This window comes from Pseudoduganella violaceinigra DSM 15887, assembly GCF_000425385.1.
Lineage (GTDB): Bacteria > Pseudomonadota > Gammaproteobacteria > Burkholderiales > Burkholderiaceae_D > Rugamonas > Rugamonas violaceinigra.
Genome location: NZ_AUDI01000021.1, coordinates 52,191 through 78,182, shown reverse-complemented (window position 1 = coordinate 78,182; position 25,992 = coordinate 52,191). Strand labels below are relative to the sequence as shown.

17 protein-coding genes and 4 tRNA genes are annotated in these 25,992 nt (G+C 61.7%); 7 read left to right on the top strand and 14 right to left on the bottom strand.

Going from position 1 to position 25,992, the window contains the following annotated elements:
- Positions 1-3 precede the first annotated feature (3 nt).
- The gene (locus H597_RS0114490) at positions 4-1,641 is read left to right on the top strand and encodes a tetratricopeptide repeat protein (RefSeq protein ID WP_028102788.1); all 1,638 of its coding nucleotides are present in this window, start codon (positions 4-6) and stop codon (positions 1,639-1,641) included.
- On the opposite strand, the gene H597_RS0114485 is transcribed toward H597_RS0114490, so the two are convergent.
- Positions 1,638-5,240, bottom strand: a complete 3,603-nt coding sequence (locus H597_RS0114485) for a hydantoinase B/oxoprolinase family protein (protein WP_028102787.1) — start codon at positions 5,238-5,240, stop codon at positions 1,638-1,640. The genes H597_RS0114490 and H597_RS0114485 overlap by 4 nt on opposite strands.
- A 54-nt stretch (positions 5,241-5,294) precedes the next feature.
- On the opposite strand from H597_RS0114485, the gene H597_RS0114480 reads away from it, so the two are divergent.
- Positions 5,295-6,809: a bifunctional ADP-dependent NAD(P)H-hydrate dehydratase/NAD(P)H-hydrate epimerase gene (locus tag H597_RS0114480; protein WP_028102786.1), complete on the top strand. Its 1,515-nt coding sequence runs from the start codon at positions 5,295-5,297 to the stop codon at positions 6,807-6,809.
- Here the strand turns inward: H597_RS0114480 and H597_RS0114475 are convergent.
- The gene (locus H597_RS0114475; RefSeq protein ID WP_035374248.1) at positions 6,806-7,504 is read right to left on the bottom strand and encodes an ABC transporter ATP-binding protein; all 699 of its coding nucleotides are present in this window, start codon (positions 7,502-7,504) and stop codon (positions 6,806-6,808) included. The two genes, H597_RS0114480 and H597_RS0114475, sit on opposite strands and share 4 nt — an antisense overlap.
- Here H597_RS0114475 and H597_RS0114470 point away from each other — a divergent pair.
- Positions 7,503-8,138 (top strand): arylesterase, encoded by a 636-nt coding sequence (locus tag H597_RS0114470; RefSeq protein ID WP_028102784.1) that lies wholly within the window; start codon positions 7,503-7,505, stop codon positions 8,136-8,138. The genes H597_RS0114475 and H597_RS0114470 overlap by 2 nt on opposite strands.
- Complete coding sequence (gene mnmH, locus H597_RS0114465; RefSeq protein ID WP_028102783.1) at positions 8,135-9,190, top strand: tRNA 2-selenouridine(34) synthase MnmH; 1,056 nt, start codon at positions 8,135-8,137, stop codon at positions 9,188-9,190. The genes H597_RS0114470 and mnmH overlap by 4 nt, the downstream gene beginning before the upstream one ends.
- Positions 9,191-9,284: 94 nt before the next feature.
- Here the strand turns inward: mnmH and H597_RS0114460 are convergent, their stop codons facing one another.
- From H597_RS0114460 to H597_RS30910, 12 genes are all read right to left on the bottom strand, one after another.
- A complete protein-coding gene (locus tag H597_RS0114460) occupies positions 9,285-11,189 on the bottom strand; it encodes a SurA N-terminal domain-containing protein (protein WP_028102782.1) in 1,905 nt (634 codons plus the stop codon).
- 124 nt (positions 11,190-11,313) lie between these two features.
- Positions 11,314-11,390: transfer RNA gene (locus H597_RS0114455), tRNA-Asp, on the bottom strand.
- Positions 11,391-11,411: 21 nt separating this feature from the next.
- A tRNA-Asp gene (locus H597_RS0114450) sits at positions 11,412-11,488 on the bottom strand.
- A 35-nt stretch (positions 11,489-11,523) separates the two neighbouring features.
- Positions 11,524-11,599: transfer RNA gene (locus H597_RS0114445), tRNA-Val, on the bottom strand.
- A gap of 41 nt (positions 11,600-11,640) precedes the next feature.
- Positions 11,641-11,913, bottom strand: a complete 273-nt coding sequence (gene hbs / locus H597_RS0114440) for a non-specific DNA-binding protein Hbs (protein ID WP_028102781.1) — start codon at positions 11,911-11,913, stop codon at positions 11,641-11,643.
- A gap of 222 nt (positions 11,914-12,135) precedes the next feature.
- Entirely contained in the window at positions 12,136-14,544 is a 2,409-nt protein-coding gene (lon, locus tag H597_RS0114435) for an endopeptidase La (RefSeq protein ID WP_028102780.1), read from the bottom strand.
- A gap of 236 nt (positions 14,545-14,780) precedes the next feature.
- Positions 14,781-16,049 carry an ATP-dependent Clp protease ATP-binding subunit ClpX gene (gene clpX, locus H597_RS0114430; RefSeq protein ID WP_028102779.1) on the bottom strand — a complete coding sequence of 423 codons (1,269 nt, stop codon included), beginning with the start codon at positions 16,047-16,049 and terminating at the stop codon, positions 14,781-14,783.
- Between the two features lie 134 nt (positions 16,050-16,183).
- A complete protein-coding gene (clpP, locus tag H597_RS0114425) occupies positions 16,184-16,801 on the bottom strand; it encodes an ATP-dependent Clp endopeptidase proteolytic subunit ClpP (RefSeq protein WP_028102778.1) in 618 nt (205 codons plus the stop codon).
- A 58-nt stretch (positions 16,802-16,859) separates the two neighbouring features.
- Positions 16,860-18,197 (bottom strand): trigger factor, encoded by a 1,338-nt coding sequence (gene tig, locus H597_RS0114420; protein ID WP_028102777.1) that lies wholly within the window; start codon positions 18,195-18,197, stop codon positions 16,860-16,862.
- Positions 18,198-18,231: 34 nt separating this feature from the next.
- Positions 18,232-18,318 (bottom strand) — tRNA-Leu (locus H597_RS0114415).
- A gap of 212 nt (positions 18,319-18,530) precedes the next feature.
- Positions 18,531-21,617 (bottom strand): efflux RND transporter permease subunit, encoded by a 3,087-nt coding sequence (locus tag H597_RS0114410; RefSeq protein ID WP_028102776.1) that lies wholly within the window; start codon positions 21,615-21,617, stop codon positions 18,531-18,533.
- A complete protein-coding gene (locus tag H597_RS30910; RefSeq protein WP_229632172.1) occupies positions 21,614-22,687 on the bottom strand; it encodes an efflux RND transporter periplasmic adaptor subunit in 1,074 nt (357 codons plus the stop codon). Before H597_RS30910 ends, H597_RS0114410 begins: the two co-directional genes overlap by 4 nt.
- 163 nt (positions 22,688-22,850) lie before the next feature.
- Here H597_RS30910 and hpnC point away from each other — a divergent pair, with 163 nt between their 5' ends.
- From hpnC to hpnE, 3 genes are read left to right on the top strand one after another with little or no spacing between them, the layout of a single operon-like run.
- Positions 22,851-23,675 (top strand): squalene synthase HpnC, encoded by an 825-nt coding sequence (gene hpnC, locus H597_RS0114400; protein WP_028102775.1) that lies wholly within the window; start codon positions 22,851-22,853, stop codon positions 23,673-23,675.
- A gap of 38 nt (positions 23,676-23,713) precedes the next feature.
- Positions 23,714-24,547: a presqualene diphosphate synthase HpnD gene (gene hpnD, locus H597_RS0114395; RefSeq protein ID WP_028102774.1), complete on the top strand. Its 834-nt coding sequence runs from the start codon at positions 23,714-23,716 to the stop codon at positions 24,545-24,547.
- The gene (gene hpnE / locus H597_RS0114390; protein ID WP_028102773.1) at positions 24,540-25,871 is read left to right on the top strand and encodes a hydroxysqualene dehydroxylase HpnE; all 1,332 of its coding nucleotides are present in this window, start codon (positions 24,540-24,542) and stop codon (positions 25,869-25,871) included. The genes hpnD and hpnE overlap by 8 nt, the downstream gene beginning before the upstream one ends.
- Positions 25,872-25,992: the final 121 nt, after the last annotated feature.

Here is a 25,992-nt window from a genome sequence, read left to right as displayed (position 1 = left end):
CCAATGCAATCGTATAGCGACCTGTCGGTGCTGATCATCGACCCCAACCCGGCCATGCGGGGCAACCTGCACAATATGCTGAACCAGGCCTCGATCACGCGCATCGAGTACGCCGTCAGCTCGGGTACGGCGATCCGCCAGCTCACCAACAAGCGCTTCGACGTGATCCTGTGCGAATACGACCTTGGCAGCGGCAATGAAGACAGCGGCCAGGATGGCCAGCAACTGCTGGAAGACCTGCGCCACCACAAGCTGATCGATCGTTCCGCTATCTTCATCATGCTGACGTCGGAGGCCGTGCAGACCAAAGTGATCGGCGCGGCCGAATTGACGCCGACCGATTATGTGCTGAAACCATTCACTGTCGATGGGCTGATGCAGCGTATCGGCCGCGCCGTCGACCGCCGCGCGGTCTTCATGCCCATCTACCAGCAAATCGCACTGGGCCAGCAGCACCAGGCCATCGCCGCTTGCCAGGATGCGGAAAACAGCAACCCGCGTTATGCCACCGAGTTCGCCCGCCTGCGCGCCGAGCTCCACTATGAAACCGGCGACCTGGCCCAGGCGGCGCTGATCTACCAGACCACGCTGGCCGGACGGCCCCTGGGCTGGGCGCAACTGGGGCTGGCGCGCTGCCAGTTCGGGCTGGAACGCTACGACGATGCGATCGGGACGCTGGAGCGCCTGCTGGAAGGCAATCCCAACATGATGGGCGCCTACGACATGCTGGCCCGCTCATATGAAGCGATGGGACAGTCGCAGCAGGCGAAAAAAATCCTGGAAGACGCGGTCTCGATTTCGCCGAATATGGTGAGCCGCCTGCGCCACCTCGGCGAAGTCGCCTATGGCACCGGCGATATTTCGGCCGCTGAAAAGGCGTTCCGCCAGGTTGTGAGCAAGGCCCGCTATTCCGAATTCCGCGACCCGGAAGACCATGTCAACCTGGTGCGCGCCCTGGTACGCAAGGGCGATGTCAACCAGGCCTCCGGCGTCATCCGCGACATGGAGCGCACGCTGCGCTCGAGCGCCAATACCGAAGTGTGCAAACATATCTCCTCGGCCATGCTGCTTGACGTGACCGGACATGCGACCGAAGCGGCGTCGGAACTCTCCAATGCCGTCACGGCGGTCGGCATGGCGCGCGGCCTGTCGAACCAGCTGCGCATTGGCCTGGTGAACTCCTGCCTCAAGCACAAGCTGGACAAGGATGCGGCCGATGTCGTCATGCATATGATGAACGATAACGACAAGCCCATCACCATGGAAGAGGCGGTGGGCGTCTTCGAAAAAGCCGGCAGGCATGACCTGGCGCTCGGTGTCGGCCAGAAGATCGACGGCGTCATGCAGGAACTGGTCACCGAAGCCGAATCGATGGCGCGCCAGGGCGATCACCGTGCCGCCGTGGCGACCCTGCACCAGGCCTTGCGCCGCACGCCGGGCAACCTCAAGGTGCTGTATGCGGCCGTGCAGGCGATCCTGCGCCAACTGGATGAACTGGGCTGGGAGGCCCCGCTGGGCGACCAGGCCGGCACCTTGATCGACCGCATTCGCCGCCTCGATGCCGGCAGCCCTGCACTGGAAGCCCTGCTGATGCAGTATTCGGGCACCCAGCGCAAATACGGTATTTCCACAACCGCTTAAGCCGCGCCGTAACCGCCGCCGCCCGGGGTCTCCACGACGAAGACGTCGCCGGGCTGCATTTCGGTCTTGCCAATGTGCCCCAGTTGCTCGGTCCTGCCGTCAGCGCGCAGCACCGTGTTGCGCCCCAGCGCTCCCGGCGCGCCGCCAGCCATGCCGAACGGCGCATGGATGCGGTTGTTCGACAGGATTGCCGCCGTCATCGGCTCGAGGAAGCGCACCTTGCGCACGCCGCCATTGCCACCCTGCCAGCGGCCGGAACCGCCCGAGCCCTGCCGGATTTCATAGCTCTCCAGCCGTACCGGGAAGCGGAATTCCAGGATTTCGGGATCGGTCAGGCGCGAATTGGTCATATTGGTTTGCACCACGTCGGTCCCGTCAAAGCCCTCGCCGGCACCCGAACCGCCGCTGATGGTTTCGTAATACTGGTATTGCGCGTTCCCGAAAGTGAAGTTGTTCATGGTTCCCTGCGAAGCGCCTTGTACGCCCAGGGCGCCGTACAGGGCGTTGGTGATGCAGGTCGACGTCTCCACATTGCCTGAGACAACCGATGCGGGATAGCGCGGGTTCAGCATGGAGCCCGGAGGGATGATCACATGGAGCGGCTTCAAACAGCCTGCGTTCAGCGGAATATCGTCATTGACCAGGGTGCGGAACACATACAGCACGGCAGCCATGCAGACGGCGGACGGCGCGTTGAAGTTGTTATCCAGTTGCGCCGACGTGCCGCTGAAATCGATCTCCGCACTGCGTTCCGCGGCATTCACGCGTACCGCGACATTAATGACCGCCCCATTATCGAGCGGCAGTTCATAGCTGCCGTTGCGCAGGGCGCTGATGACACGGCGTACCGCCTCCTCCGCGTTATCCTGCACGTGGTCCATATAGGCCCGCACCACGTCGAGGCCGAAGTGCGCCACCATCCTGCGCAATTCTTCGACACCCTTCTGGTTGGCGGCCACCTGGGCGCGCAGGTCGGCCATATTCTGGTCGGGATTGCGGGCCGGATAAGGTGCGCCAGCCAGCAGGGCCCTGGCTTCGGCGTCGCGCAACTGACCGCCAGCCGCGCCATCGACCAGCTTGAAGTTGTTGATCAGGACGCCCTCTTCCTCAATGTTCCTAGAATCCGGCGGCATGGAGCCGGGCGTGCTGCCGCCGATATCGGCGTGGTGGCCGCGCGAGCCGACATAAAACAGGATATCGCGGCCCACTTCGTCGAACACCGGGGTGATCACCGTGACGTCGGGTAGATGGGTGCCGCCGTTATACGGATCGTTGAGCATGTACACATCGCCGGGCTGCATGTGGCCGGCGTTCTCCCGCATCACGGTCTTGATGCTTTCGCCCATCGAACCCAGATGCACCGGCATGTGCGGCGCGTTGGCGATCAGATTGCCTTCCGCATCGAAGATCGCGCAACTGAAGTCCAGGCGTTCCTTGATATTCACCGAGTAAGCGGTGTTCTGCAGACGCAGGCCCATTTGCTCGGCGATCGACATGAACAGGTTATTGAAGATCTCCAGCATCACCGGGTCCGCGGTGGTGCCGATCGCCCGGCGGGCTGGCAAGGCTTCAATGCGCGTCAAGACCAGGTGATCCTGTGGCGTCACTTCGGCCTGCCAGCCCGGTTCCACAACGGTGGTGGCGTTGGCTTCGGCAATGATCGCCGGCCCCCGAATCTTGTCGCCGATACGCGTCGCGTCGCGCTGGAACAAGCCGGCGTCGTGCCATTGGCCGGCACTGTACATTTTGACGATCCTGCCCGGCGCCAGCGGCGCATGGCGCGGCGCCTGTTGCGGCAGCGCTTCGGGCGGGGCATCCGACTTTCCTATGGCCTCGACCGAGACCGCTTCCACAGTCAGGGCCTTGGCCGGCATCAGGAAGGAGAATCGCTTGCGGTAGGCGGCCTCGAACTGCTCTTTCATGCTGTCGATCGTGTCGAACAAAACGATCAGCGCCGAATCCGTGCCTTCGTAGCGCAAATGCGCGCGCCGCAACACGCTGATGCGGCCGTCGCAGACGCCCTGGGCGCGCAGGGCTGCCACAGCTTCGTCGCTGAGCTCCTGCAGCCGCCCCTCCAACACGGGCAGCGCTGCAGGCGCCAGCCGCAATTCAACCGCGCTTTCCCGCATCGCGGTCTGATCCGCCAGGCCCATGCCGTACGCCGACAGCACGCCGGCCAGCGAGTGAATGAAGACGGTCTTCATGCCCAGTGCATCGGCAACCAGGCAGGCGTGCTGGCCACCGGCGCCGCCGAAACTCGTCAGGGCATATTCTGTTACGTCGTGCCCGCGCTGCACGGAGATCTGCTTGATCGCATTCGCCATATTGCCCACTGCGATCTGGATAAAGCCTTCGGCCACCTGCTCGGGCGAAGACGCCGCACCGGTGGCTGCCTCGATCTCGGCAGCCAGCGCGCTGAACTTGCCGTGCACCGTAGCGGCATCGAGCGCCTGCACTCCATCGCTGCCGAACAGGCGCGGGAAGAAGTCGGGCTGGATCTTGCCGAGCATGACATTGCAGTCCGTGACGGCCAGCGGGCCGCCGCGCCGGTAGCTCGCCGGGCCGGGATCGGCGCCCGCGCTATCGGGCCCCACACGGAATCGGCTGCCGTCAAAATGCAGGATGGAGCCGCCGCCCGCAGCGACGGTATGGATACTCATCATCGGCGCCCGCATGCGCACCCCGGCAACCTGCGTTTCAAACACGCGCTCGAACTCGCCGGAAAAATGCGACACGTCGGTCGATGTGCCACCCATATCGAAGCCGATGACCTTTTCGAAGCCTGCCGCGCGGCTGGCCCGCACCATACCGACGATGCCGCCGGCCGGACCGCTCAGGATGGAATCCTTGCCCTGGAAAGTGCGCGCGTCGGTCAGACCGCCGTTGGACTGCATGAACTGCAGGCTAACGCCCGGCAGTTCACCGGCCACCTGGTCGACATAGCGGCGCAGGATGGGCGACAGGTAGGCATCGACCACGGTCGTGTCGCCGCGCGCCACCAGCTTCATCATGGGACTGACCTGGTGCGAGACCGAAACCTGGGTATAGCCGATTTCACGGGCAAGCTGCGCCAGCGCGGCTTCATGCGCCGTGTAGCGATAGCCGTGCATCAGGACGATCGCGATCGAGCGCAATCCCTGCTCGTATCGGGCTTGCAGTGCCGCCCGGGCCGCCACCGTATCCAGCGGCAGCACGACTTCGCCGCGGGCGCCAACGCGTTCGTCGATTTCCAGCACGTCCCGGTACAGTAATTCAGGCAGCACGATGTGGCGGTCGAACAAGCGTGGCCGGTTCTGGTAGGCGATGCGCAGCGCATCGCGGAAGCCGCGCGTAATGGCCAGCACAGTCGGTTCGCCCTTGCGCTCGAGCAGCGCATTGGTGGCGACTGTCGTGCCCATTTTGACAGCTTCGACATCTGCAACGGGAATTGGAGCGCCGCCAGCTACACCCAGCAGGTGCCGGATGCCGGCAATGGCCGCATCGCGATACTGCCCGGGACTTTCGGACAGCAGCTTGTGCGTGGCCAGGCTGCCGTCCGGACGGCGCGCCACGATATCGGTGAAAGTACCGCCACGGTCGATCCAGAATTGCCAGTCCATTGCGCTGCCTCGCACTAGTCGTGAAGACAATATTGTAGTGCTAGAATGACCCGCATGACGCCCCTCTTCACGATTGCAGAAATCCGAGCGATCGAGCACGCTGCCGCCCAGCGCCTGCCCGCTGGCGCCCTTATGCAGCGGGCAGGCCAGGCCGGCGCCAACGAGGCGCTCGATCTTCTTCCTTTTACCATCCAGCGCGCGCGCGTGCTGGTCCTCGCTGGTCCCGGCAATAATGGCGGTGACGCCCTCGAAGCCGCCGCCCATCTCGGGCATGCGGGGGCGCAAGTCACCATCCTCCATTTCAGCCCGGCCGGCACGCCTGCCGCCGAACGCGCGTCCGCGTTACAGCGCGCACGCAGCTCGCCCGCCGCGTTTGCCGACCCCGCCGAGGCCATCAAGGTGGCGTCTGGCACGGAATGGACGCTGGTGGTCGATGGCCTGTTCGGCATTGGCCTGAAGCGCCCTATCGACGGCGAACTCGGCGCACTCATCGGCGCCGTCAATGCCCTCGCGTGCCCCGTCATCGCCCTCGACGTACCGAGCGGGTTGGATGCCGATACCGGCGCCGTGGTGGGAGGAGAGACCGGGACAGTGCTGCGCGCAACGCATACCGTCACTTTCATTGGCGACAAACCGGGTCTGCATACAGCGGAAGGACGCGACCATGCGGGCATCGTCATCGTCAGCAACCTGGAAATTGAACGCGAGTTGTTTCCGGCCGCCCGGGCGCAACTGAATGACGTGGCCCTGTTCGCCCATTGCGCCCGGCGCCGCCGGCATAGCTCGCACAAGGGCAGCAACGGCAGCGTCGCCGTGGTCGGCGGTGCGCGCGGTATGGCCGGCGCCCCCATCCTCGCCTCGCGCACTGCGCTGGCAAGCGGCGCGGGCCGGGTCTATGCCTGCTTTATCGGCGAGCCGGCCGCATTTGATCCGGCGCAGCCCGAACTGATGTGCCGCAGCGCGCAGCAATATGACTTCAACAGCGCCGTCATGGTGCTCGGCCCCGGCATGGGAACCTCGGCTGGGAGCGCGGAACTGCTGGCAAGCGCCTTGTACAGCCATAGCCCCGCCGTCCTCGATGCGGACGCCCTGAACCTGGTCGCGGGTTCGGAGACGCTGCAGGCGCACCTTGCCCAGCGGGGCGCCCCATGCATCCTCACCCCCCACCCTTTGGAAGCGGCGCGCTTGCTGGGGATGTCAGCGATCAAGGTACAACAGGACCGGCCCGCCGCCGCGCGGGCGCTCGCCGAACGCCTGGGGGCGACCGTCGTACTCAAAGGATCGGGCACCGTCGTCGCAGCACGGGACGGCAGAATCGTCGTCAACACGACCGGCAATCCAGCCCTGGCCACCGCCGGGACCGGCGACGTGCTGTCCGGCTTATGCGGCAGCCTCCTGGCCCAGGGCTGGCCGGAATGGGAAGCGGCACTGGCGGCAGTCTGGCTGCATGGCATCGCAGCCGATGTGCTGGTCACGGAAGGCTCCGGGCCCATCGGGATCACCGCCAGCGAGCTGATTCCCGCCATCCGCACTGCGGTCAACCGGCTGGCGGCGCAGCATGGCGCCTAGACGATTCGCCCTGCCGCGATTGTGATGACACGCCCGCAGCGGGCGGCGATATGGGTATCGTGCGTCACCAGTACCAGGGTCGAACCATGCTCCCGGTTCAATTCGAACATCAATTGGATTACCGCTTCGCCGGTGGCGGCATCCAGGCTGCCGGTCGGTTCATCGGCCAGCAGCAAAGGCGGCTGCGTCACGAATGCCCGCGCCAAAGCCACGCGCTGCTGCTCGCCGCCGGAAAGAAACTTCGGATAGTGCTTCAGGCGGCTGGACAAACCCACCCGCCCCAGCATCGCCTCGGCCTTTTCGCGCGCCGCGCCGTCGCCGGCCAGTTCCAGCGGCAGCATCACGTTTTCCACGGCCGTCAGGTGCGGCAGCAACTGGAAGGACTGGAACACAAAACCCAGCTTTTCCTTGCGCAAGGCGGCGCGGCCATCCTCGTCCAGAGCGAAAATATCGACTCCGTCCAGAATTACCTGGCCGTCGGACGGCGTATCGAGGCCCGCCAGCAGGCCAAGCAGCGTCGACTTGCCCGAACCGGAAGCCCCCACAATGGCAAGCGTTTCAGCCTTTTGCACGGTAAAATCCACCCCATGCAGGATGGTCAGTTCGCCGCTGGCGTCGGCCACCCGCTTGCCCAGGCCAGAAACGGAAATGGCCGCCTGCGTCAATTGGCTGGTGGTTTGAGGAATATCACGCATGATCATGTTCAAGAATATAGTCCGCTGCTTCGCGGTGCTGATCCTGTTGTTCAGCGCCGCCACGAACGCCTATTCTGCATCAAAAACCGTTCTTGTGGTGGGCGACAGCCTGTCCGCGGAATACGGCCTGGCGCGCGGTGACGGCTGGGTCGCGCTGCTTGACCAGCGCCTGAAGGAGCAGAAGATTTCAGCGAGCATCGTGAACGCCAGCGTCAGCGGCGAAACCACCAGCGGCGGCCGCACCCGCCTGCCTGCCCTGCTGAGCAAGCACAAACCAGATATCGTGATCATTGAACTGGGTGCGAACGACGGCTTGCGCGGCCTGCCCGTCGCCGCAGCGCAAGCGAACCTGCGCGCCATGGTCGGCGCCTCGCGCGAAGCCGGCGCCCGGGTGCTGCTGGTCGGCATCCGCATGCCGCCCAACTACGGCCGCGATTACGCGGACAAGTTCTTCGCCATGTACAGCGCCGTGAGCAAGGATGAAAAGATACCGCTTGCCCCCTTCATGTTCGAAGGCTTCGCACAGAAACCGGAACTTTTCCAGGCAGACCGTATCCATCCGCTCGCCGCGGCCCACCCTATTATCCTGGGCAATATCTGGCCCCATCTCCAGCCAATCCTGAAAACGAAATGAAGTATCCAGCCATCCTCCCGATCGAAGACGTCCTGTCCCGCCTGGACGAATTCGACACCATTATCGACGCGCGCAGCCCGGCCGAATATGCGCTCGACCACCTGCCCAATGCGATCAATTGCCCGGTGCTGGACGACGAGCAGCGCATCACCGTTGGCACCATGTATAAACAGGTCGGCTCTTTCGAAGCGAAAAAGGTCGGCGCGGCGATGGTGTCGAAGAATATCGGCCACCACATCGAAACGCTTTGGCTAGACAAGCCGCGCGAATGGAAGCCGCTGGTCTACTGCTGGCGCGGCGGCAACCGCAGCGGGTCCATGGCGACCGTGCTGGCCAAGATCGGCTGGCCAGTGGTGCAGCTCGATGGCGGCTACAAGGCCTTCCGCGGCGCCATCAATACCGACCTTGAAAAGACGCCCGAGCTGGACTTCCGCGTCATCTGCGGCACCACGGGCAGCGGCAAGACGCGCCTGCTCGATACGCTGGAAGCGATCGGAGCCCAGGTGCTGGACCTGGAACAGCTGGCGGCCCATCGCGGCTCTGTGCTTGGCAATATCCCCTGCCAGCCGCAGCCTTCGCAGAAGGCCTTCGAGACCTCGATCTGGGACCGCCTGCGCCGCTATGATCCGCGCCTGCCGGTCTTTGTCGAGGCGGAAAGCCGCAAGGTCGGCAGCCTGCGCGTACCCGGCGCCTTGATGGAGCGCATGCGCGCCTCGCCGTGCATCGCGATGCAGGTGTCGCGCGAGGACCGCGTCAAGCTGCTGATCGAGGATTACCAGCACTTCGCCTGCAACGCTCCCGCCCTCAACGCACAACTGGAATTCCTGGTGCAGCTGCATGGCCGCGAGCGCATCGAACGCTGGCAGTCCATGTCGACTGCCGGGGAAATGCCCGCCCTTGTCGACGAACTGCTGGTCGATCACTACGATCCGGCCTATCTCAAATCCATCCACCGCAATTTCGTCCAGTACGACAAAGCCATCGAAATCGCACTGCCCGATATCTCACCGGCCTCCTTCCTCGCCGCTGCGCGCAAGCTGCACGAGGCGTAAAGCGTCCCACTCCCATCGCGAACAGCGCTTCGCACATAAGAAAAAAGCCGGTGCCCGTTTGCACGGACACCGGCCCTCTCAAGGAAACTATTCCTTATTCCGCTTGCTTCTTGATCGAGTCGACCGAACGGATGATCTTGACCTTCGCCTTTTGCTTCAGGGCGTCGATGTAACCGTTCATTTCCTGCTGCGCGACGATCTGGTTGATCTGCAGGGCTTCCTGTTCGCGGCGGTCCTTGTCCTGCTCCGCCGGCTGGCCTACCTTGCCAATCCGGTACACACCGTAGCCGCCACCCGGAACTTCCACGCCTACGTAGGCCGGCAGCTTCGAAACATCGGCCTTCATTACAGCGGTCAGGACATCACGGCTCATCCCCTCAGGCTTGCCGCGAGAAACGGTCTTCGCTTCGCCAAAACCAGTTGCGTCGCCGGACTTCTTGGCTGCGGCAAGCTTTTCTTCGCCGGCTTTTTTGGCTTCCTTCATTGCCTCTTCAACCGCCACGCGCTGCTTGATCGCCGCTTCCACTTCAGCCAATGGCTTCTTCGAGGCTGGCTTGAACTCCACGATGCGGCCCGCCACCAAGGTCTGCGGCGCCACTTCAACAGCTTCGGTGTTGCGCTTGTTCTTCAGCGCTTCGTCGGAGAACAGCGCGGTCAGGAACTTGGCGTTGTTGAACGGTGCAGCGCCCAGAATAGGGTTCGGTTGGCGGGAAACGCCTTCCACGGTTTCCACCTTCAGCTTCAGCTTGTCGGCCGCCGGCTTCAGGCTTTCGAATTGCGAATATACGATGTCGCTAAATTGCTCGGACATTTCCGAATACAGCTTGCCTGCCTTGGCTTTCTTGATTTCTGCGGCAATCTCGTCCTTCACTTCGTCCAGCGGCTTCAGGCGAGCCGGCTTCAGTTCGGTCAGGGTGATGATGTGGTAGCCGTAATCGGATTCGACCAGGTCGCTGATTTCGCCCTGCTTCAGTTTCAGGATCGCGTTTTCCACCGGTTTGACGAACGCACCCTTTTCGAGGATGCCCAGGTCGCCGCCCTTTTCAGCGGAACCTGGATCTTCCGACTTGGCCTTGGCAATCTTGGCAAAATCGGCGGGGTTCTTGCGCACTTCAGCCAGGATGGCTTCAGCTTTTACCTTGGCAGCAGCCTTGTCCTTATCCCCCAGGACCAGGATGTGCGAGGAGCGGCGGGCCTCCTGTTCGGTAAAGCGCTTGTCGTTGCCCTTGTAATAGGCCGCGATTTCCTCGTCGCTCGCATTGGCTTGTGCCGTGGCGGCATCGGCGTTCAAGACGACATATTCAATCTTGGCCGATTCAGGGATCTCGAACAACTTACCGTTCTTTTCATAGAAGGCCTTCACCATTTCATCGGTGACCTTCACGTTAGGCAGGAATTGCGAAATTGGGAAAGCCAGTTCCTGCACTTCGCGCTCTTGCGCGCCGAAATCGGAAATGGACTTCGACACGGTGCGCGGAACAAAACCGCTGCCTTCGACGCCGATCGCCACCTGCTCCAGGATCAGCTGATCATGGATCTGCTGCTGGTGCATGTTTGCATTCATGCCTTGCGCAGTCAGCATCTGCACGTACGCCTCTTTGTCAAACGATCCATCAGCCTTGAACAGTGTTGGGAATCGTTCCGCCACTGCCTTCTGCACCTTGTCGCCGCCGACGGTCAGGTGCGCATTGCGCACTTCAGCGTTCAGCGCGCGCTGTGCAATCAGCTGGTCCAGAACACGCTGCCTGAACTCCGGCGTGTCGATCTGCTTCTGGTCGAACTGCTTGCCAAGTTGTTGGCGCATATTGTCCAACTGGTTGCGCATGGCGCCTTCCCATTCTTGCTGGGAAACCGGATGGTCGCCGACCTTGGCGATCGTATTCGCGTTTTCGCCGAACAGCTGGACGCCGCCGACGCCGACCAGCACAAAGGACGGCACAATCAGGAGCGCGAGGATAATCTGCATCAGCTTTTGATGCGTACGTACGAAATCAAACATGTCAGCGTGTTTTCCTAGAGTGGATGCTTTAAAACTGCTCGCGCGATTTTACAGGGCAGTTGCTCACATAGCAAATGAAAAAGCCCCACAGTCTTTTGGGACATGTGGGGCTTTCTCGGGATTCTGGCGGAGCGGACGGGGCTCGAACCCGCGACCCCCGGCGTGACAGGCCGGTATTCTAACCAACTGAACTACCGCTCCAGGTAGTGTGTGTGCGTTTGCTGGCGGAGCGGACGGGGCTCGAACCCGCGACCCCCGGCGTGACAGGCCGGTATTCTAACCAACTGAACTACCGCTCCAGCATTCACAACACAGGTACTACATTTTGTTTAAGTGGTGGGCGTTGAGAGGCTCGAACTCCCGACCTAATCCTTGTAAGGGATCCGCTCTACCAACTGAGCTAAACGCCCGCTTAAACTACCCGGTAAGCATCACTGCTTACCGAAGGCCATTATTGTACAGCGTCTTTCAAAGCTTTACCAGCTTTAAATTTAGGAACTTTTGCTGCATCAATTTTGATCTCTTCTTTGGTGCGCGGATTGCGGCCGGTACGGGCAGCGCGCTCGCTCACGGAGAAGGTGCCAAAGCCGACCAGGGTGACGCTGTCGTTCTTGGCCAGGGTGGTGGTAACACCGTCGATCATCGCGTCCAGGGCGCGTGCAGCGGCAGCCTTGGAGATGTCAGCGGAAGTCGCGATGTGGTCGATCAGTTCAGTCTTGTTCAAAGCAATCCCCGTCACAAAGGTTTATATCGTTTATACCGTTTTTTGATGCAGCATCTTGTTGCGCTCAAAAATCTCAGGGCCGTATTAAACAGGTGGGGGTTGCACTGTGTCAAGGGCAAATGTAAAAAGGGCGCCGTTTAGGGCGCCCTTTTCTTAACTTTTCAACCGCTTAAACCTGTAAGCCGGTGTCTGACCCTCAGGGTCGGACACCTTCTTTCCGGTTTAGTGTTTGACGACTTCCGTGCTACCGTCCGCTGCCGCTACGGCCGGCACTTCCACTGCAGCGACGGGCTCCGTGACCGGCTCCGGCTGACGTTCCAGTGCGACTTCCAGCACCTTGTCGATCCAGCGCACCGGCACGATTTCCAGCTTGTTCTTCACATTGTCCGGAATTTCGGCCAGATCCTTCACATTCTGCTCAGGAATCAGCACAGTCTTGATGCCGCCGCGATGCGCTGCCAGCAGCTTCTCTTTCAAGCCGCCGATCGGCAGCACTTCACCGCGCAGCGTGATCTCGCCGGTCATCGCCACATCGGCACGGACCGGGATGCCGGTGAAGGTCGAGACCATCGCCGTGGTCATCGCAATACCTGCCGATGGACCGTCTTTCGGCGTCGCGCCTTCCGGTACGTGGATGTGAATGTCCTGCTTTTCAAAGGCTTCGTTCTTGATGCCCAAGCGCGCGGCGCGGCTGCGCACCACGGTGCGGGCGGCTTCGATCGACTCCTTCATCACATCGCCCAGCGTACCGGTGCGGATGACATTGCCCTTGCCGGGCATGCTGACCGATTCGATGGTCAGTAGGTCGCCGCCCACCTCGGTCCATGCCAGGCCGACCACCTGACCGATCTGGTTGGTCTTCTCGGCCACACCGAAGTCGTAGCGGCGCACGCCCAGGAACTTGTCGAGGTTTTTCGGCGTAACGGCGACCTTCTTGTCCGACTTCTTCAGCAGCAGCATCTTCACGACCTTGCGGCAGATCTTGGAGATTTCACGTTCCAGGGAACGCACGCCCGCTTCACGGGTGTAGTAGCGGATAATGTCGCGCACCGCGCTTTCGCTGATGGAGATTTCCTCTTCCTTCAGGCCATTGTTCTTGACCTGTTTCGGCAGCAGGTAGCGCAGCGAGATGTTGGTCTTCTCGTCTTCCGTATAGCCGGACAGGCGGATCACCTCCATCCGGTCCAGCAGCGCCGGCGGGATGTTGTACGAGTTCGAGGTGGCGACGAACATCACATCGGACAGGTCGAAATCGACTTCGATGTAATGGTCCGAGAAGGTGTGGTTCTGTTCGGGATCGAGCACCTCCAGCAGGGCCGACGACGGGTCGCCACGGAAGTCCGCGCCCATCTTGTCGATTTCGTCCAGCAGGAACAGCGGGTTGCGCACGCCGACTTTCGACAGCGACTGCAGCACCTTGCCCGGCATGGAACCGATATAGGTGCGGCGGTGGCCGCGGATCTCGGCTTCGTCGCGCACGCCGCCCAGCGCCATGCGCACGTATTTACGGTTGGTGGCTTTGGCGATCGACTGGCCCAGCGAGGTCTTACCCACGCCTGGAGGGCCGACGAAGCACAGAATCGGCGCCTTCAGCTTGTCCACGCGCTGCTGGACCGCCAGGTATTCGACGATGCGTTCCTTGATCTTTTCCAGACCATAGTGGTCGTGGTCGAGCACTTTCTCGGCGTTGGCCAGGTCGTTATTGACCTTGGATTTCTTCTTCCATGGCAGCGAGACCAGGGTGTCGATGTAATTGCGCACCACGGTCGCTTCGGCCGACATCGGCGACATCAATTTCAGCTTCTTCAGCTCGGCCTGCGCCTTTTCCAGCGCCTCCTTCGGCATCTTGGCGGCGACGACTTTCTTCTCGAGTTCGTCGATATCGGCGCCCTCTTCGCCCTCGCCCAGTTCCTTCTGGATGGCCTTGACCTGTTCGTTCAGGTAGTACTCGCGCTGCGATTTCTCCATCTGGCGCTTGACGCGGCCGCGGATACGCTTTTCCACCTGCAGGATATCGAGTTCGCCTTCCAGCTGGCCGAGCAGATGCTCCAGGCGCTTGGAAACTTCGATGATTTCCAGGATCACCTGCTTTTGCTCAAGCTTGAGCGGCAGGTGGGCCGCCACGGTGTCGGCCAGGCGGCCGGCATCGTCAATCCCCGACAGCGACGCCAGGATCTCAGGCGGGATCTTTTTGTTCAGTTTGACGTACTGGTCGAACTGCTGCACGATCGCGCGGCGCATCGCCTCGATTTCCGACTCGTCGCCCTGCTCGGAATCGAGCGGCATCAGGTCGGCGATGAAATGGGTCGGGCTGTCGGTGATCTTCTTGATACGCGCACGCTGGGCGCCTTCGACCAGCACCTTCACGGTGCCGTCAGGCAGCTTCAACATCTGCAGGATGTTGGCCACGCAGCCGATTTCATAGATATCCGAAGGCGAAGGTTCGTCCTTGGCAGCGGCTTTCTGCGCTGCCAGCATGATGCTCTTACCCTGCTCCATGGCAGCTTCGAGCGCCTTGATGGACTTTGGTCGGCCAACGAACAACGGGATTACCATGTGCGGGAACACTACAACATCACGCAGTGGCAACAGAGGCAGTTGAGTTTGCTCAGTTAATTTGGTAGTTGTCATGGCGTACCTTATTTTAAAAGCTTGATTCTGATATAGGCCCCAGCGGCCAATTCACAAGCCCTATGCTGCAATTATATTTGCTTTGAGAAAATGCAGTTTTATTCTAACTAAAATACGGAATCGGAACAAAAAAAGCCACGCGCGACAAGGCATCGCGAGTGGCTTTTCGACTGAAGCCGGCGTTATCGTTATTGAGTCCGATTGTAACGCCTTGCCTCAGGGATTCAAAACCCTATTTAGTTTTCCCCTGCTGCCTTTGGGGATTCCTGGTAAATCAGGAGGGGTTTTGCGCCACTGGTGATGGTATTTTCATCGATGACGACTTTGGTGACGTTCTGCTGGTTTGGCAGGTCGAACATAATATCCAGCAACGCGTGTTCCAAAATAGAACGCAGGCCGCGGGCGCCGGTCTTGCGGGCCAGCGCCTTGCGGGCGATGGCGTGCAAGGCGGCAGGACGGATTTCCAGTTCGGCGCCTTCCATTTCCAGCAGCTTGGAATACTGTTTGACCAGCGCATTCTTCGGCTCGACCAGGATTTCGATCAGCGCTTCCTCGGTCAGCTCGGCCAGGGTCGCCACCACCGGCAAGCGACCCACCAGTTCCGGGATCAGGCCGAACTTGATCAAGTCTTCCGGCTCGGCGTCCATCATCAGGTCGCTATTCGAGCGCTGTTCCTTGCTCTTCACTTCCGCCGAGAAGCCGATGCCGGACTTTTCGGAACGGTTGGAAATGATCTTTGCCAGGCCGTCGAAGGCGCCGCCGCAGATGAACATGATGTTGGTCGTGTCGATCTGCACGAAGTCCTGGTTCGGGTGCTTGCGGCCGCCCTGCGGCGGCACGGAAGCCATGGTGCCTTCGATCAGCTTCAACAGCGCCTGCTGCACGCCTTCGCCCGATACGTCGCGGGTGATCGACGGGTTGTCGGACTTGCGGGAAATCTTATCAATTTCGTCAATATAGACGATGCCGCGCTGCGCCTTTTCCACATCGTAGTTGCAGCTCTGCAGCAGCTTCTGGATGATGTTTTCCACGTCCTCGCCCACATAACCGGCTTCGGTCAGGGTGGTGGCGTCGGCGATCACGAACGGCACATTCAGCATGCGCGCCAGGGTCTGGGCCAGCAGGGTTTTACCGGAGCCGGTCGGCCCCACCAGCAGGATGTTGGACTTGGCCAGTTCGACGTCGTCCTTCTTACCCAGGTGCTTCAGGCGCTTGTAATGGTTGTACACAGCCACCGACAAGATGCGCTTGGCGGTCGACTGGCCGATCACGTACTGGTTCAGCAGGTCGGTGATTTCCTGCGGCGTTGGCAGGTCCGACTTGGCTCCCGTGACAGACTCGATGCTGGACGTCTCGTCGCGGATAATGTCATTGCACAAGTCAATGCATTCGTCGCAGATAAACACGGACGGACCGGCAATCAGCTTCTTCACCTCGTGCTGGCTTTTGCCGCAGAACGAGCAGTAAAGAAGTTTTTCACCGCTGGAGGATTTTTTCTCTGACATGGGACTAATCTTTAGTTTTGGTGCAAATTTGCCGTGCGCACAAGCAAGAAATCCTGCGCACAACCACATGCTACCCGAAATAAATGCAAAACGCCCGAACGTTGTAGCGTCCGGGCGTCGACTTGCAAGGACGCTTATGCGCGGCTGGTCAAGACTTTGTCGATCAGTCCATATTCCGCGGCTTCATCCGAAGACATGAAGCGATCGCGGTCGGTGTCCTTGGCGATCTGCTCGATCGACTGGCCGGTGCGTTCTGCCATGATGCTGTTCAAGCGGTGGCGCAGGTAGAGGATCTCTTTCGCCTGGATTTCGATGTCCGAGGCCATGCCTTGCGAGCCACCGGACGGCTGGTGGATCATGATGCGGCTGTTAGGCAGCGAGAAACGCTTGCCCTTGGCGCCCGCGGCCAGCAGGAAGGCGCCCATGGAGGCGGCCATGCCGGTGCACAGGGTCGACACATCCGGCTTGATGAACTGCATGGTGTCGTAGATGGCCAGGCCGGCGGAAACGGAACCACCAGGGGAATTGATGTACAGCGAGATGTCCTTGTCCGGATTTTCGCTTTCCAGGAACAGCAGCTGCGCTACGATCAGGTTGGCCATCTGGTCATTGACCGGGCCGACCATGAAGATCACGCGCTCCTTCAGCAGGCGCGAGTAGATATCGTACGAGCGCTCGCCGCGGCCGCTTTGTTCGATCACCATCGGCACCAGGCCGAGCATTTCCGTATCGAGTGCGGGATTACGATTCATTCCAATTCCTTGTGAAAACAACGCCGGCTCGGGGCCGGCGTCGAATAATGTCAAGCTATTAAGCTTGTACGCTTCCCATGAGTTCGTCGAAAGGAATTTCTTTCGAGACGTTCTTGCACAGGCCCAGGACGTAAGTAACGACGTTTTCTTCCAATACAAGTGCTTCCACTTCGGCCAGGCGGCGGCGGTCGGAGTAGTAGTACTTCAGCACTTCGCGCGGGTCTTCGTAGCTTTGTGCGAAGTCTTCGATCTGCGCCTTCACCTGCTCAGGGGTTGCCTGCAGGTTCTGGTCAGCCACCAGCTTGGACAGGATCAGGCCCAGGCGTACGCGACGCTCGGCTTTATCCTTGAACAGCTCTGGAGGGAATGGTACATCTTTTACGTTCATGCCGCGCTGCGCCATGTCCTGGCGGGTCATTTCGGCCAGACGCTCGGTGTCTTGTGCGATCAGCGACTGTGGCACGTCCAGTTCGGCGGTTTTCACCAGGGTGTCCATCACGGCTTCTTTGTTGCGTGCCTTGACGCGGCCAGCGACTTCGCGCTCCAGGTTGACCTTGATGTCTTCGCGCATTTTGGCCAGGTCGCCGTCAGCCACGCCCAGGGACTTGGCGAATTCAGCGTCGACTTCCGGCAGGTGCGCCCATTCCAGGTTCTGCAGGGTGATGGTGAACGAAGCGGTCTTGCCAGCGACGTCCTTGCCATGGTAGTCCTCAGGGAAGGACAGCGGGAAGGTCTTGGATTCGCCCACTTTCAGGCCGACGGTGGCAGCTTCGAATTCCGGCAGCATGCGGCCTTCGCCCAGCACGAACGGGTAGCCTTCGGCTTTGCCGCCTGGGAATTCAACGCCATCGATGGAGCCGACGAAGTCCACGGTCACGCGGTCGCCGTTGGCAGCGATAGCTTCGCCGCCGTCGCCGTGTTCGCCCTTCTCGCCCTTCACGTGGAAGTGCACGCGCTGCTTGCGCAGGATGTCGATGGTCTTGTCGATTTCAGCGTCGGTCACGGTGGACTTGACGGTTTCGACTTCAACATTGGTCAGGTCGCCGACGGCGACTTCTGGATAAACTTCAAAGGTCGCGTCGAAGGACAGCTGGCCTTCTGGCGCGTCGTTCTTTGGTTCGATGCGTGGGAAGCCGGCGACGCGCAGCTGGTTTTCATTGGCAGCATCGTTGAAAGCGCGGCCGACTTTGTCGTTCAGCACTTCAGTTTCGATCTGGTAGCCGTATTGTGCTGCAACCATCTTCATTGGCACTTTGCCTGGACGGAAGCCAGGAGCACGTGCGGAGCGAGCCTGAACTTTCAGGCGCTTTTCCACTTCGGAACGCACGTCCGACAGTGGGAAGGAAATCGTCATGCGGCGTTCGAGTTTGCCCAGGGTTTCAACTGCAGTGGCCATTGTAAAAATCGTCCAATAAAAATAAGTGTACTTATGGTGCGAGGAGGGGGACTCGAACCCCCACACCATTGCTGGCGTCAGGACCTAAACCTGGTGCGTCTACCAATTTCGCCATCCTCGCGGCATATTTGCACAAAAGCAAAGGGCGACCTTACAGTGAAAACGGGTCGCCCGGGGCTTTCAACTTCAACCCGGCATTCTATACGGTGTTTCTGGAGTGCGGAAGTGGTTTTTTTGCGTTATGCGCAACATTTAGGCAAAACCGGCAATTCAGCGCCAAGCGCGGCCCCGTGAAGCTGCTTGGCCAGGTAGGCCAAGCAGCAGTTTACCGGCCTATCGGCTTGGTTTTCGGACACGGAACCACGCCGCGTACAGCGCCGGCAGGAACAACAGCGTCAGTGCAGTCGCCAGGATCAGCCCGCCCATGATCGCCACCGCCATCGGCCCCCAGAACACGGAGCGCGACAGCGGAATCATCGCCAGTGCAGCGGCGGCGGCGGTCAGGATGATCGGACGGCAGCGGCGCACAGCCGACTCCACGATCGCATCCCAGGCCGGCACGCCGGCATTGATATCCTGCTCGATCTGGTCGACCAGGATCACCGAATTTCGGATGATCATGCCGAACAGCGCGATAATCCCCAGGTTCGCCACGAATCCCAGCGGACGCCCCATGATCAGCAGTGCCATTGCCGCGCCCGCCACGCCCAGCGGCCCGGTCAGGAACACCAGCAAGGCCCGCGAGAAGCTGTGCAGCTGCAGCATCAGCAAGGTAAAGATGATGAACACGGCCAACGGCAGATTGGCGGAAATCGATTCCTCCGCCGCGCTGCTGTCGGACGCCGCACCCTTCACGCGGATTTCATAGCCCGGCGGCAGCTTGGCGCGCAGCTCGTCCAGCTTCGGATTAATCTGGTCCGACACGGTCGGCCCCTGCACGCCTTCCACCACGTCCGACTGCACAGTGATGGCCCATTCCCTGCCCTCGCGCCAGACGACGCCCGGCTCCCACACGAAGTGCACGCGCGCCAGCTGCGAGATCGGCACCGAACGGCCGCTATTGGTCGGGATATAGGTATCGTTCAGGACTGAAATCGTGTTGCGCTCGTCCAGCGGCTGGCGCACCTGGATATCGATCAGGCGGATCCCTTCGCGGAACTGGCCGATCGGGGTACCGGACAGGATGGTGTTCGCCGCCCGCATCACGGTTTGCGAGGTCACGCCCAGTGCACGCATCTTGTCCTGGTCCAGGTCAAGGCGCAGCACCTTGATCGATTCGTTCCAGTTGTCGTTCACGCCCACCGCATTCGGGTTGCTGCGCACGATGTCCTTCACCTGGTCGGCGATGGCGCGCACGCGCTCCACTTCCGTGCCGGTCACGCGGAACTGCACCGGATACGGTACCGGAGGGCCGTTCGGCAGCAACTGCACGCGGCCGCGCACTTCCGGGAAATCGGTCTTGAAGATGCCGCTGATCTTCTTGCGCAGTTCTTCACGCGACTTCAGGTCCTTGGCCAGCACCACGGTCTGCGACACGTTCGTCTGCGGGAAGATCTGGTTGAGCGGCAGGTAGTAGCGCGGGCTGCCGGTGCCGACATAGGTCGTCACGCTGGCTACGCCGGCTTCCTTGCGGATGAATTCCTCGAACTTCTTGGCCTGGCGCTCGGTCTGGGCAAAGGCCGTGCCTTCCGGCGACCACATTTCCACCATCAGTTCAGGGCGGCTTGAATCCGGGAAGAACTGCTTTTCGATGAATTTGAAGCCGTACACGCCGAGGAAGAACACCACCAGGGTCGCCACGATGGTCGTCTTGCGGTATTCCACACACCAGTTCACGGCCGCGCGGAATTTGCGGTAGCCCGGCGTATCGAATAGTTCATGGTGGCCGCCGCCTTCCGAATGCGGCTTGACCTGCAACAGGATGTAGCCGATGTACGGCGTGAACACCACCGCCACGATCCACGACGTCACCAGTGCAATCGCGTTCACCGAGAACAGCGAGAAGGTGTATTCGCCGGCAGCCGAAGCGGCCAGGCCGATCGGCAGGAAGCCCGCCACGGTGATCAGGGTGCCGGTCAGCATCGGCATCGCGGTCGAGGTATAGGCGAAGGTCGCCGCCTCCAGGCGCGAATGGCCCTCTTCCATTTTGCGCACCATCATTTCGACCGCGATGATGGCATCGTCCACCAGCAGGCCAAGCGCGATAATCAGGGCGCCAAGCGAAATCTTGTGCAGGTCGATGTCCAGGATGCGCATCAGCAGGAAAGTCACCGCCAGCACCAGCGGAATGGTAAGCGCCACCACCAGGCCGGGACGGGCGTCCAGGCGCAGCTTCGGCTTGGTATGCAGACCAAGGGCGACAAAGCTCACCGCCAGCACGATCAGCACCGCTTCGATCAGCGTGTGCACGAACTCGCCAACGGAGGCGGTAACGGCGGCAGGCTGGTTCGACACGCGCTCCAGCTCCACGCCGACCGGCAGCTTGGACTTCATCGCATCGACGGTTTTCTCCAGCTCCTTGCCCATCAGGATGATGTTGCCGCCCTTTTCCATCGACACGCCCAGGCCGATCACTTCCTTGCCATTGAAGCGCATCTTGTCGCGCGGCGGGTCCTGGTATTCGCGCTTGATGGTCGCGAAGTCGCCCAGGCGGAAGGTGGTGTTGTTGGCGCGCAGCTCAAGCTCCGCCAGGTCCTTCACGGTGCGCAGTGCACCGGAGACGCGTACCTGCAGGTTATCGGTCGGCGTCACGACCACGCCGGTGGCCTCCACCACGTTCTGGGTGGCGATCTGGTTGGCGATCTGCTCGATCGTCAGGCCCAGTTGGGCGAATTTCTTGTGCGAGAACTCGATATTGATCTTCTCGTCCTGCACGCCGAACAGTTCAACCTTGGAGACCTTTTTAACGCCCAATAGCTCCTGGCGCACCAGGTCGGCGTAGTCCTTCAGCTCCGCATAGGTGAAACCATCACCGGACAGCGCGAAAATCGAGCCGTAGGTGTCGCCGAATTCATCGTTGAAGACCGGGCCCTGCACGCCAGGCGGCAGCGTGGAGCGGATATCGCCGATCTTCTTGCGCACCTGGTACCAGGCCTGCGCCACTTCTTTCGGCGGCGCCGATTCGCGCAGGTTGACGATGATGACGGTCTGGCCAGGCTTGGAATAGCTGGTGATTTCGTGGACGTAAGGGGTTTCCTGCAGCTTTTTCTCAAGCTTGTCGGTCACCTGCTCCGCCATCTGCAGCGACGTGGCGCCCGGCCAGAAAGCCTGGACCACCATGGCGCGGAAGGTAAACGGCGGGTCTTCGTCCTGTCCCAGGTTCTTGTACGCCAGCATGCCGCCGAGCAGCAGCACCGCGATCAGGTAGCGCGTGAGCGGAATGTGCTCGAGTGCCCAGCGCGAGAGATTGAAACCCTTCATTTGGCGGCTCCAAGGATGGTCACTTTCTGGCCAGGCTTGAGCAGGTTGACGCCGGCAGTCACGACAGTCTGGCCCGGCTTGACGCCGCTGCCCAGCACCAGGTCGTTGCTGGAGACGCCGGCCACGGTGACCGGCACCAGGCGCACCGCGCCATTCTCGACCACCCAGACCGACGTCGCGGCCTTTTCATGGAACAGGGCCGTGAGCGGCACCTTGATCTGCGGTTCCGGCGTGCGCGAAGCGAATGCCACCAGGGCGGTCATGCCAAGCTTGGCTTCCTGCAGGCTGGCAGGGATCGACACGCGGAACGCATAGGTGCGGGTGAAGGGATCGGCCACCGGCGAGATTTCGCGGATCTTGCCCTGCACGGTCTTGTCCGGGCTGGCCCACAGTCGCACATGCACGTCCGAAATCGCACGCAAGGTGTCGACCTTATCTTCCGGCACGCCGAAGACGATTTCCTTTTCATCGGTCTTGGCGACGCGCACCACGGGAGTCCCCGGCGCCACCACCTGCCCCACTTCGGCATCCACCGCCGTGACCACGCCGTCGATGTCCGACTCCAGACTGGCGTAGCCGGCCTGATTGGACATGCCGCGGTAGGCCGCCTGCGCTGAATCGACCTGCGCCTGCGCCGACTTGAAGGCTGACACTTTGGCATCGAGGATGGCCTGGCTGACGAAATTCTTGTCGCGCAGCTCCTGGTAGCGCTTCAATTCGGCGCTGGCCAGGTCGCGCGTGGTTTCCGCCGCACGCAGCGCCGCCATGGACTGCGCCTGCGACAGCTTGAGATCCTGCGGATCCAGGTCCATCAGGGCCTGCCCGCGCTTAACCACGCTGCCAACGTCCACTTTGCGGGATATGATCTTGCCGCCAACCCGGAAGCCGAGACGCGATTCGACGCGCGAACGCACTTCGCCGGAGAATTCGGCATTCACGTCGATGTCCGAGTTTTGCAGCACCATGACCCGCACTGGCCGGATATCTTCCGTCTTGGGGGCCTCTTTCGAACAGGCCGCGAGCAGCAAGGCGCAGGCCGCAACCAGGGGTAGTTTTTTCGCTACGAACACGATGGAATTCCTTTTTAGTGTCTCTGGCAATTGCCGGGAGTGCATGTTTGCCATTATTATTTCCCGTCCGGAATTAAATGACTTTCCGTTTAGTAAAAAATTATAGCCGGGTCAACCGCACTTGCAAATGACTTTCGCGTCATTAATTTAGAACAGCACCTCTATGCCCGTTGACCATTACGAGAATTTCCCTGTCGCGTCCATCCTCATGCCGCGCCGCCTGCGCCCCGCGGTCGAAGCGATTTACGCATTTGCCCGCAGCGCCGACGACATCGCCGACGAAGGCGACGCCACGCCGGCACAGCGCCTGGCGGGCTTGGCCGCCTACGAAGAGGCCCTGGGCCGCATCGAACGCGCCGAAAGCGGCCACGAACCGATGTTCGAACGCCTGGCCGCCGCCATCGCGCATCACAAGCTGCCGCTGCGCCCTTTTTACGACCTGCTGTCCGCCTTCAAGCAGGATGTCACCGTGACCCGCTACCAGGATTACGAAACCCTGCTCGATTACTGCGCCCGCTCCGCCAACCCGGTCGGCCGACTGATGCTGCACCTCTACGGCGCCGCCAGCGCGGACAATGTGCGGGACTCGGACGCCATCTGCTCCGCCCTGCAGATCATCAACTTCCTGCAGGACGTCGCCATCGACGAGCACAAGGAACGCATTTACCTCCCGATGGAGGACCTGCTGCGCTATGCGCTGTCGCCGGCCCACCTGGCACGCCCCGATAACAAGGCAAAATGGCGCGCCATGATGAAATTCCAGGTCGACCGCGCCCGCGCCCTGATGCTGGAAGGCGCGCCGCTGGCCTGCCGCCTGAAGGGCCGCATCGGCCTGGAGCTGCGCATGGTGGTCCAGGGCGGGCTGCGCATCCTGGAGGCGATCGAGGAAGTCGATTACGACGTTTTCCTGCGCCGCCCGAAGCTTAAAAAGCGCGATTGGTACAAGGTTTTCTGGCGCGCGCTTCGGATGAAGCCCTCTTCACTATAAAATAGCGCCTTTGACAGCATTACCCAAGCCATAAGAACATGTCCCCCGACGAATACTGCCAGCAGAAGGCCGCCGCCAGCGGTTCCAGTTTCTACTACAGCTTCCTGTTCCTGCCGCCTGAGCGCCGCAGGGCGATCACGGCCCTGTACGCGTTTTGCCGCGAAGTCGACGACACCGTCGACGAATGCAGCGATGAATCGCTGGCGCGTATCAAGCTGGCGTGGTGGCGCAACGAGATCGCCCAGATGTACGAGGGCAAGCAGAGCCACCCCGTGACCCAGGCGTTGCAGCCGCATATCGCCCCCTATCAGCTGAAGCAGGAGCATATGCAGGCCATCATCGACGGCATGGAGATGGACCTGAACCAGACCCGCTATCTCGATTATGCGGGCCTCACCAAGTACTGCTGGCACGTGGCCAGCGTGGTCGGCATCCTGTCGGCCTCCATTTTCGGCGCCACCCGCCCGGAAACGCTGCAATACGCCGAAAAGCTGGGCCATGCCTTCCAGCTCACCAATATCATCCGCGATGTGGGCGAAGACGCGCGCAAAGGCCGCATCTACCTGCCCGTCAACGAACTGCAGCAGTTCAATGTGACCGCCGCCGACCTGCTGAACGCGCGCGAAAGCGAGAATTTCTCCAAGCTGATGAAATTCCAGGCGGCGCGCGCCCAGCAAGCCTACGACGAGGCGTTTGCCCTGCTGCCGAAGGAAGACCGCCGCGCCCAGCGCCCGGGCCTGATCATGGCCGCGATCTACCGCACCCTGCTCAATGAAATCGAAGAAGACGGCTACCACGTCCTCAAGCAGCGCATTTCGCTGACCCCGATCCGCAAACTGTGGCTGGCCTGGAAGACCTGGGTCCGTGGCTAAGCATTTTGCCGTCGCCGGCGGCGGCTGGGCCGGCTTTGCCGCGGCCGTTGAGCTGGCGCGCGCCGGTCACCAGGTAAGCGTTTTCGAGGCCGCCCGCACCTTGGGCGGACGCGCGCGCCGCGTGTCCTTCGATGGCCGCGAACTGGACAACGGCCAGCACATCATGCTGGGCGCCTATGCCGCAACCCTGCGCCTCATGCGCACCGTGGGCGTCGACTTGCGCGCCGCCGTGCTCACCCTGCCCTTGCAAATGCGCTATCCGCCCGCCAGCGGCGGCATGGATTTTGTCGCTCCGCGCCTGCCCGCGCCCCTGCATGTCGGCATCGCCCTGCTGCGTGCGCGCGGCCTGGCCCGCGCGGACAAGATGGCGCTGGCGCGCTTCAGCACGACGGCGCGCTGGATGGGCTGGACACTCAACAACGACTGCAGCGTAAGCGAATTGCTGGAGCGCTTCGACCAGACGCCGCGCATGGTGGCGCTGATGTGGCGTCCCTTGTGCCTGGCAGCGCTGAATACGCCGCCGGAACGGGCCTCGGCGCAAGTGTTCCTGGCCGTATTGCGCGACAGCCTGGGCGCGAACCGGGCCGCATCGGACATGCTGGTACCGCGCACCGACCTGTCCGCCCTATTCCCGGATGCCGCCGCCGCCTGGCTCAAGGCACAAGGCCACGCCGTCCACCTCGGCGCCAAGGTCAACGCCCTTCGTCCAGACGACGCGGCAGGCGCCTGGCATGTCGAGGCAAGCGGTCTTCCCGCAAGCCGCTTTGACGGCGTGGTGCTGGCGGCGTCGCCGTCTGCAAGTGCCGCCTTGCTTGCCACATTGCCTGACACCGCCGCGCTGGCGGCGCAGCTGGGGGGCTTTGCGCCGGAACCGATCACCACCTGCTATCTGCAATACGCGGCGGGGACGCGGCTTGCGATCCCGTTCTACGCCCTGCTTGATGAGCCGGCAAGCGCGCGCTGGGGCCAATTCGTCTTTGACCGGGGCCAGCTGGACGCCAAACAGGACGGCTTGTTTGCCGTCGTGATCAGCGCCTCGGGCGAGGCCGCCAACCTGCCGCAGGACGCGCTGGCAGCGGCCATCGCAGCCCAACTGGCCGCCGATCTTGGCCGCCCGGAGCTTGCCAATCCGTCATGGTTCAAGGTCATTACCGAGAAGCGGGCGACCTACGCCTGCACGCCGGGCCTGCTGCGCCCCGCCAACAAGACCGCGCTCCCCGGCCTGGTCCTGGCCGGCGACTACACTGCCGGCGACTACCCGGCCACGCTCGAAATGGCGGTCCGCAGCGGCTTGCAGGCGGCCCGAGACCTTGCCCGGCCATGAGCAGGACGGTCGGCCTGTCCCCCGTTTTAGTCGCCTGCTCCCCCGTTTCTGCATTCTGTCGTAAACAACTGGAGCGTCTCCCGTGCCGCCGATACAGTGCAAGCATGGAACAATAGGAGGC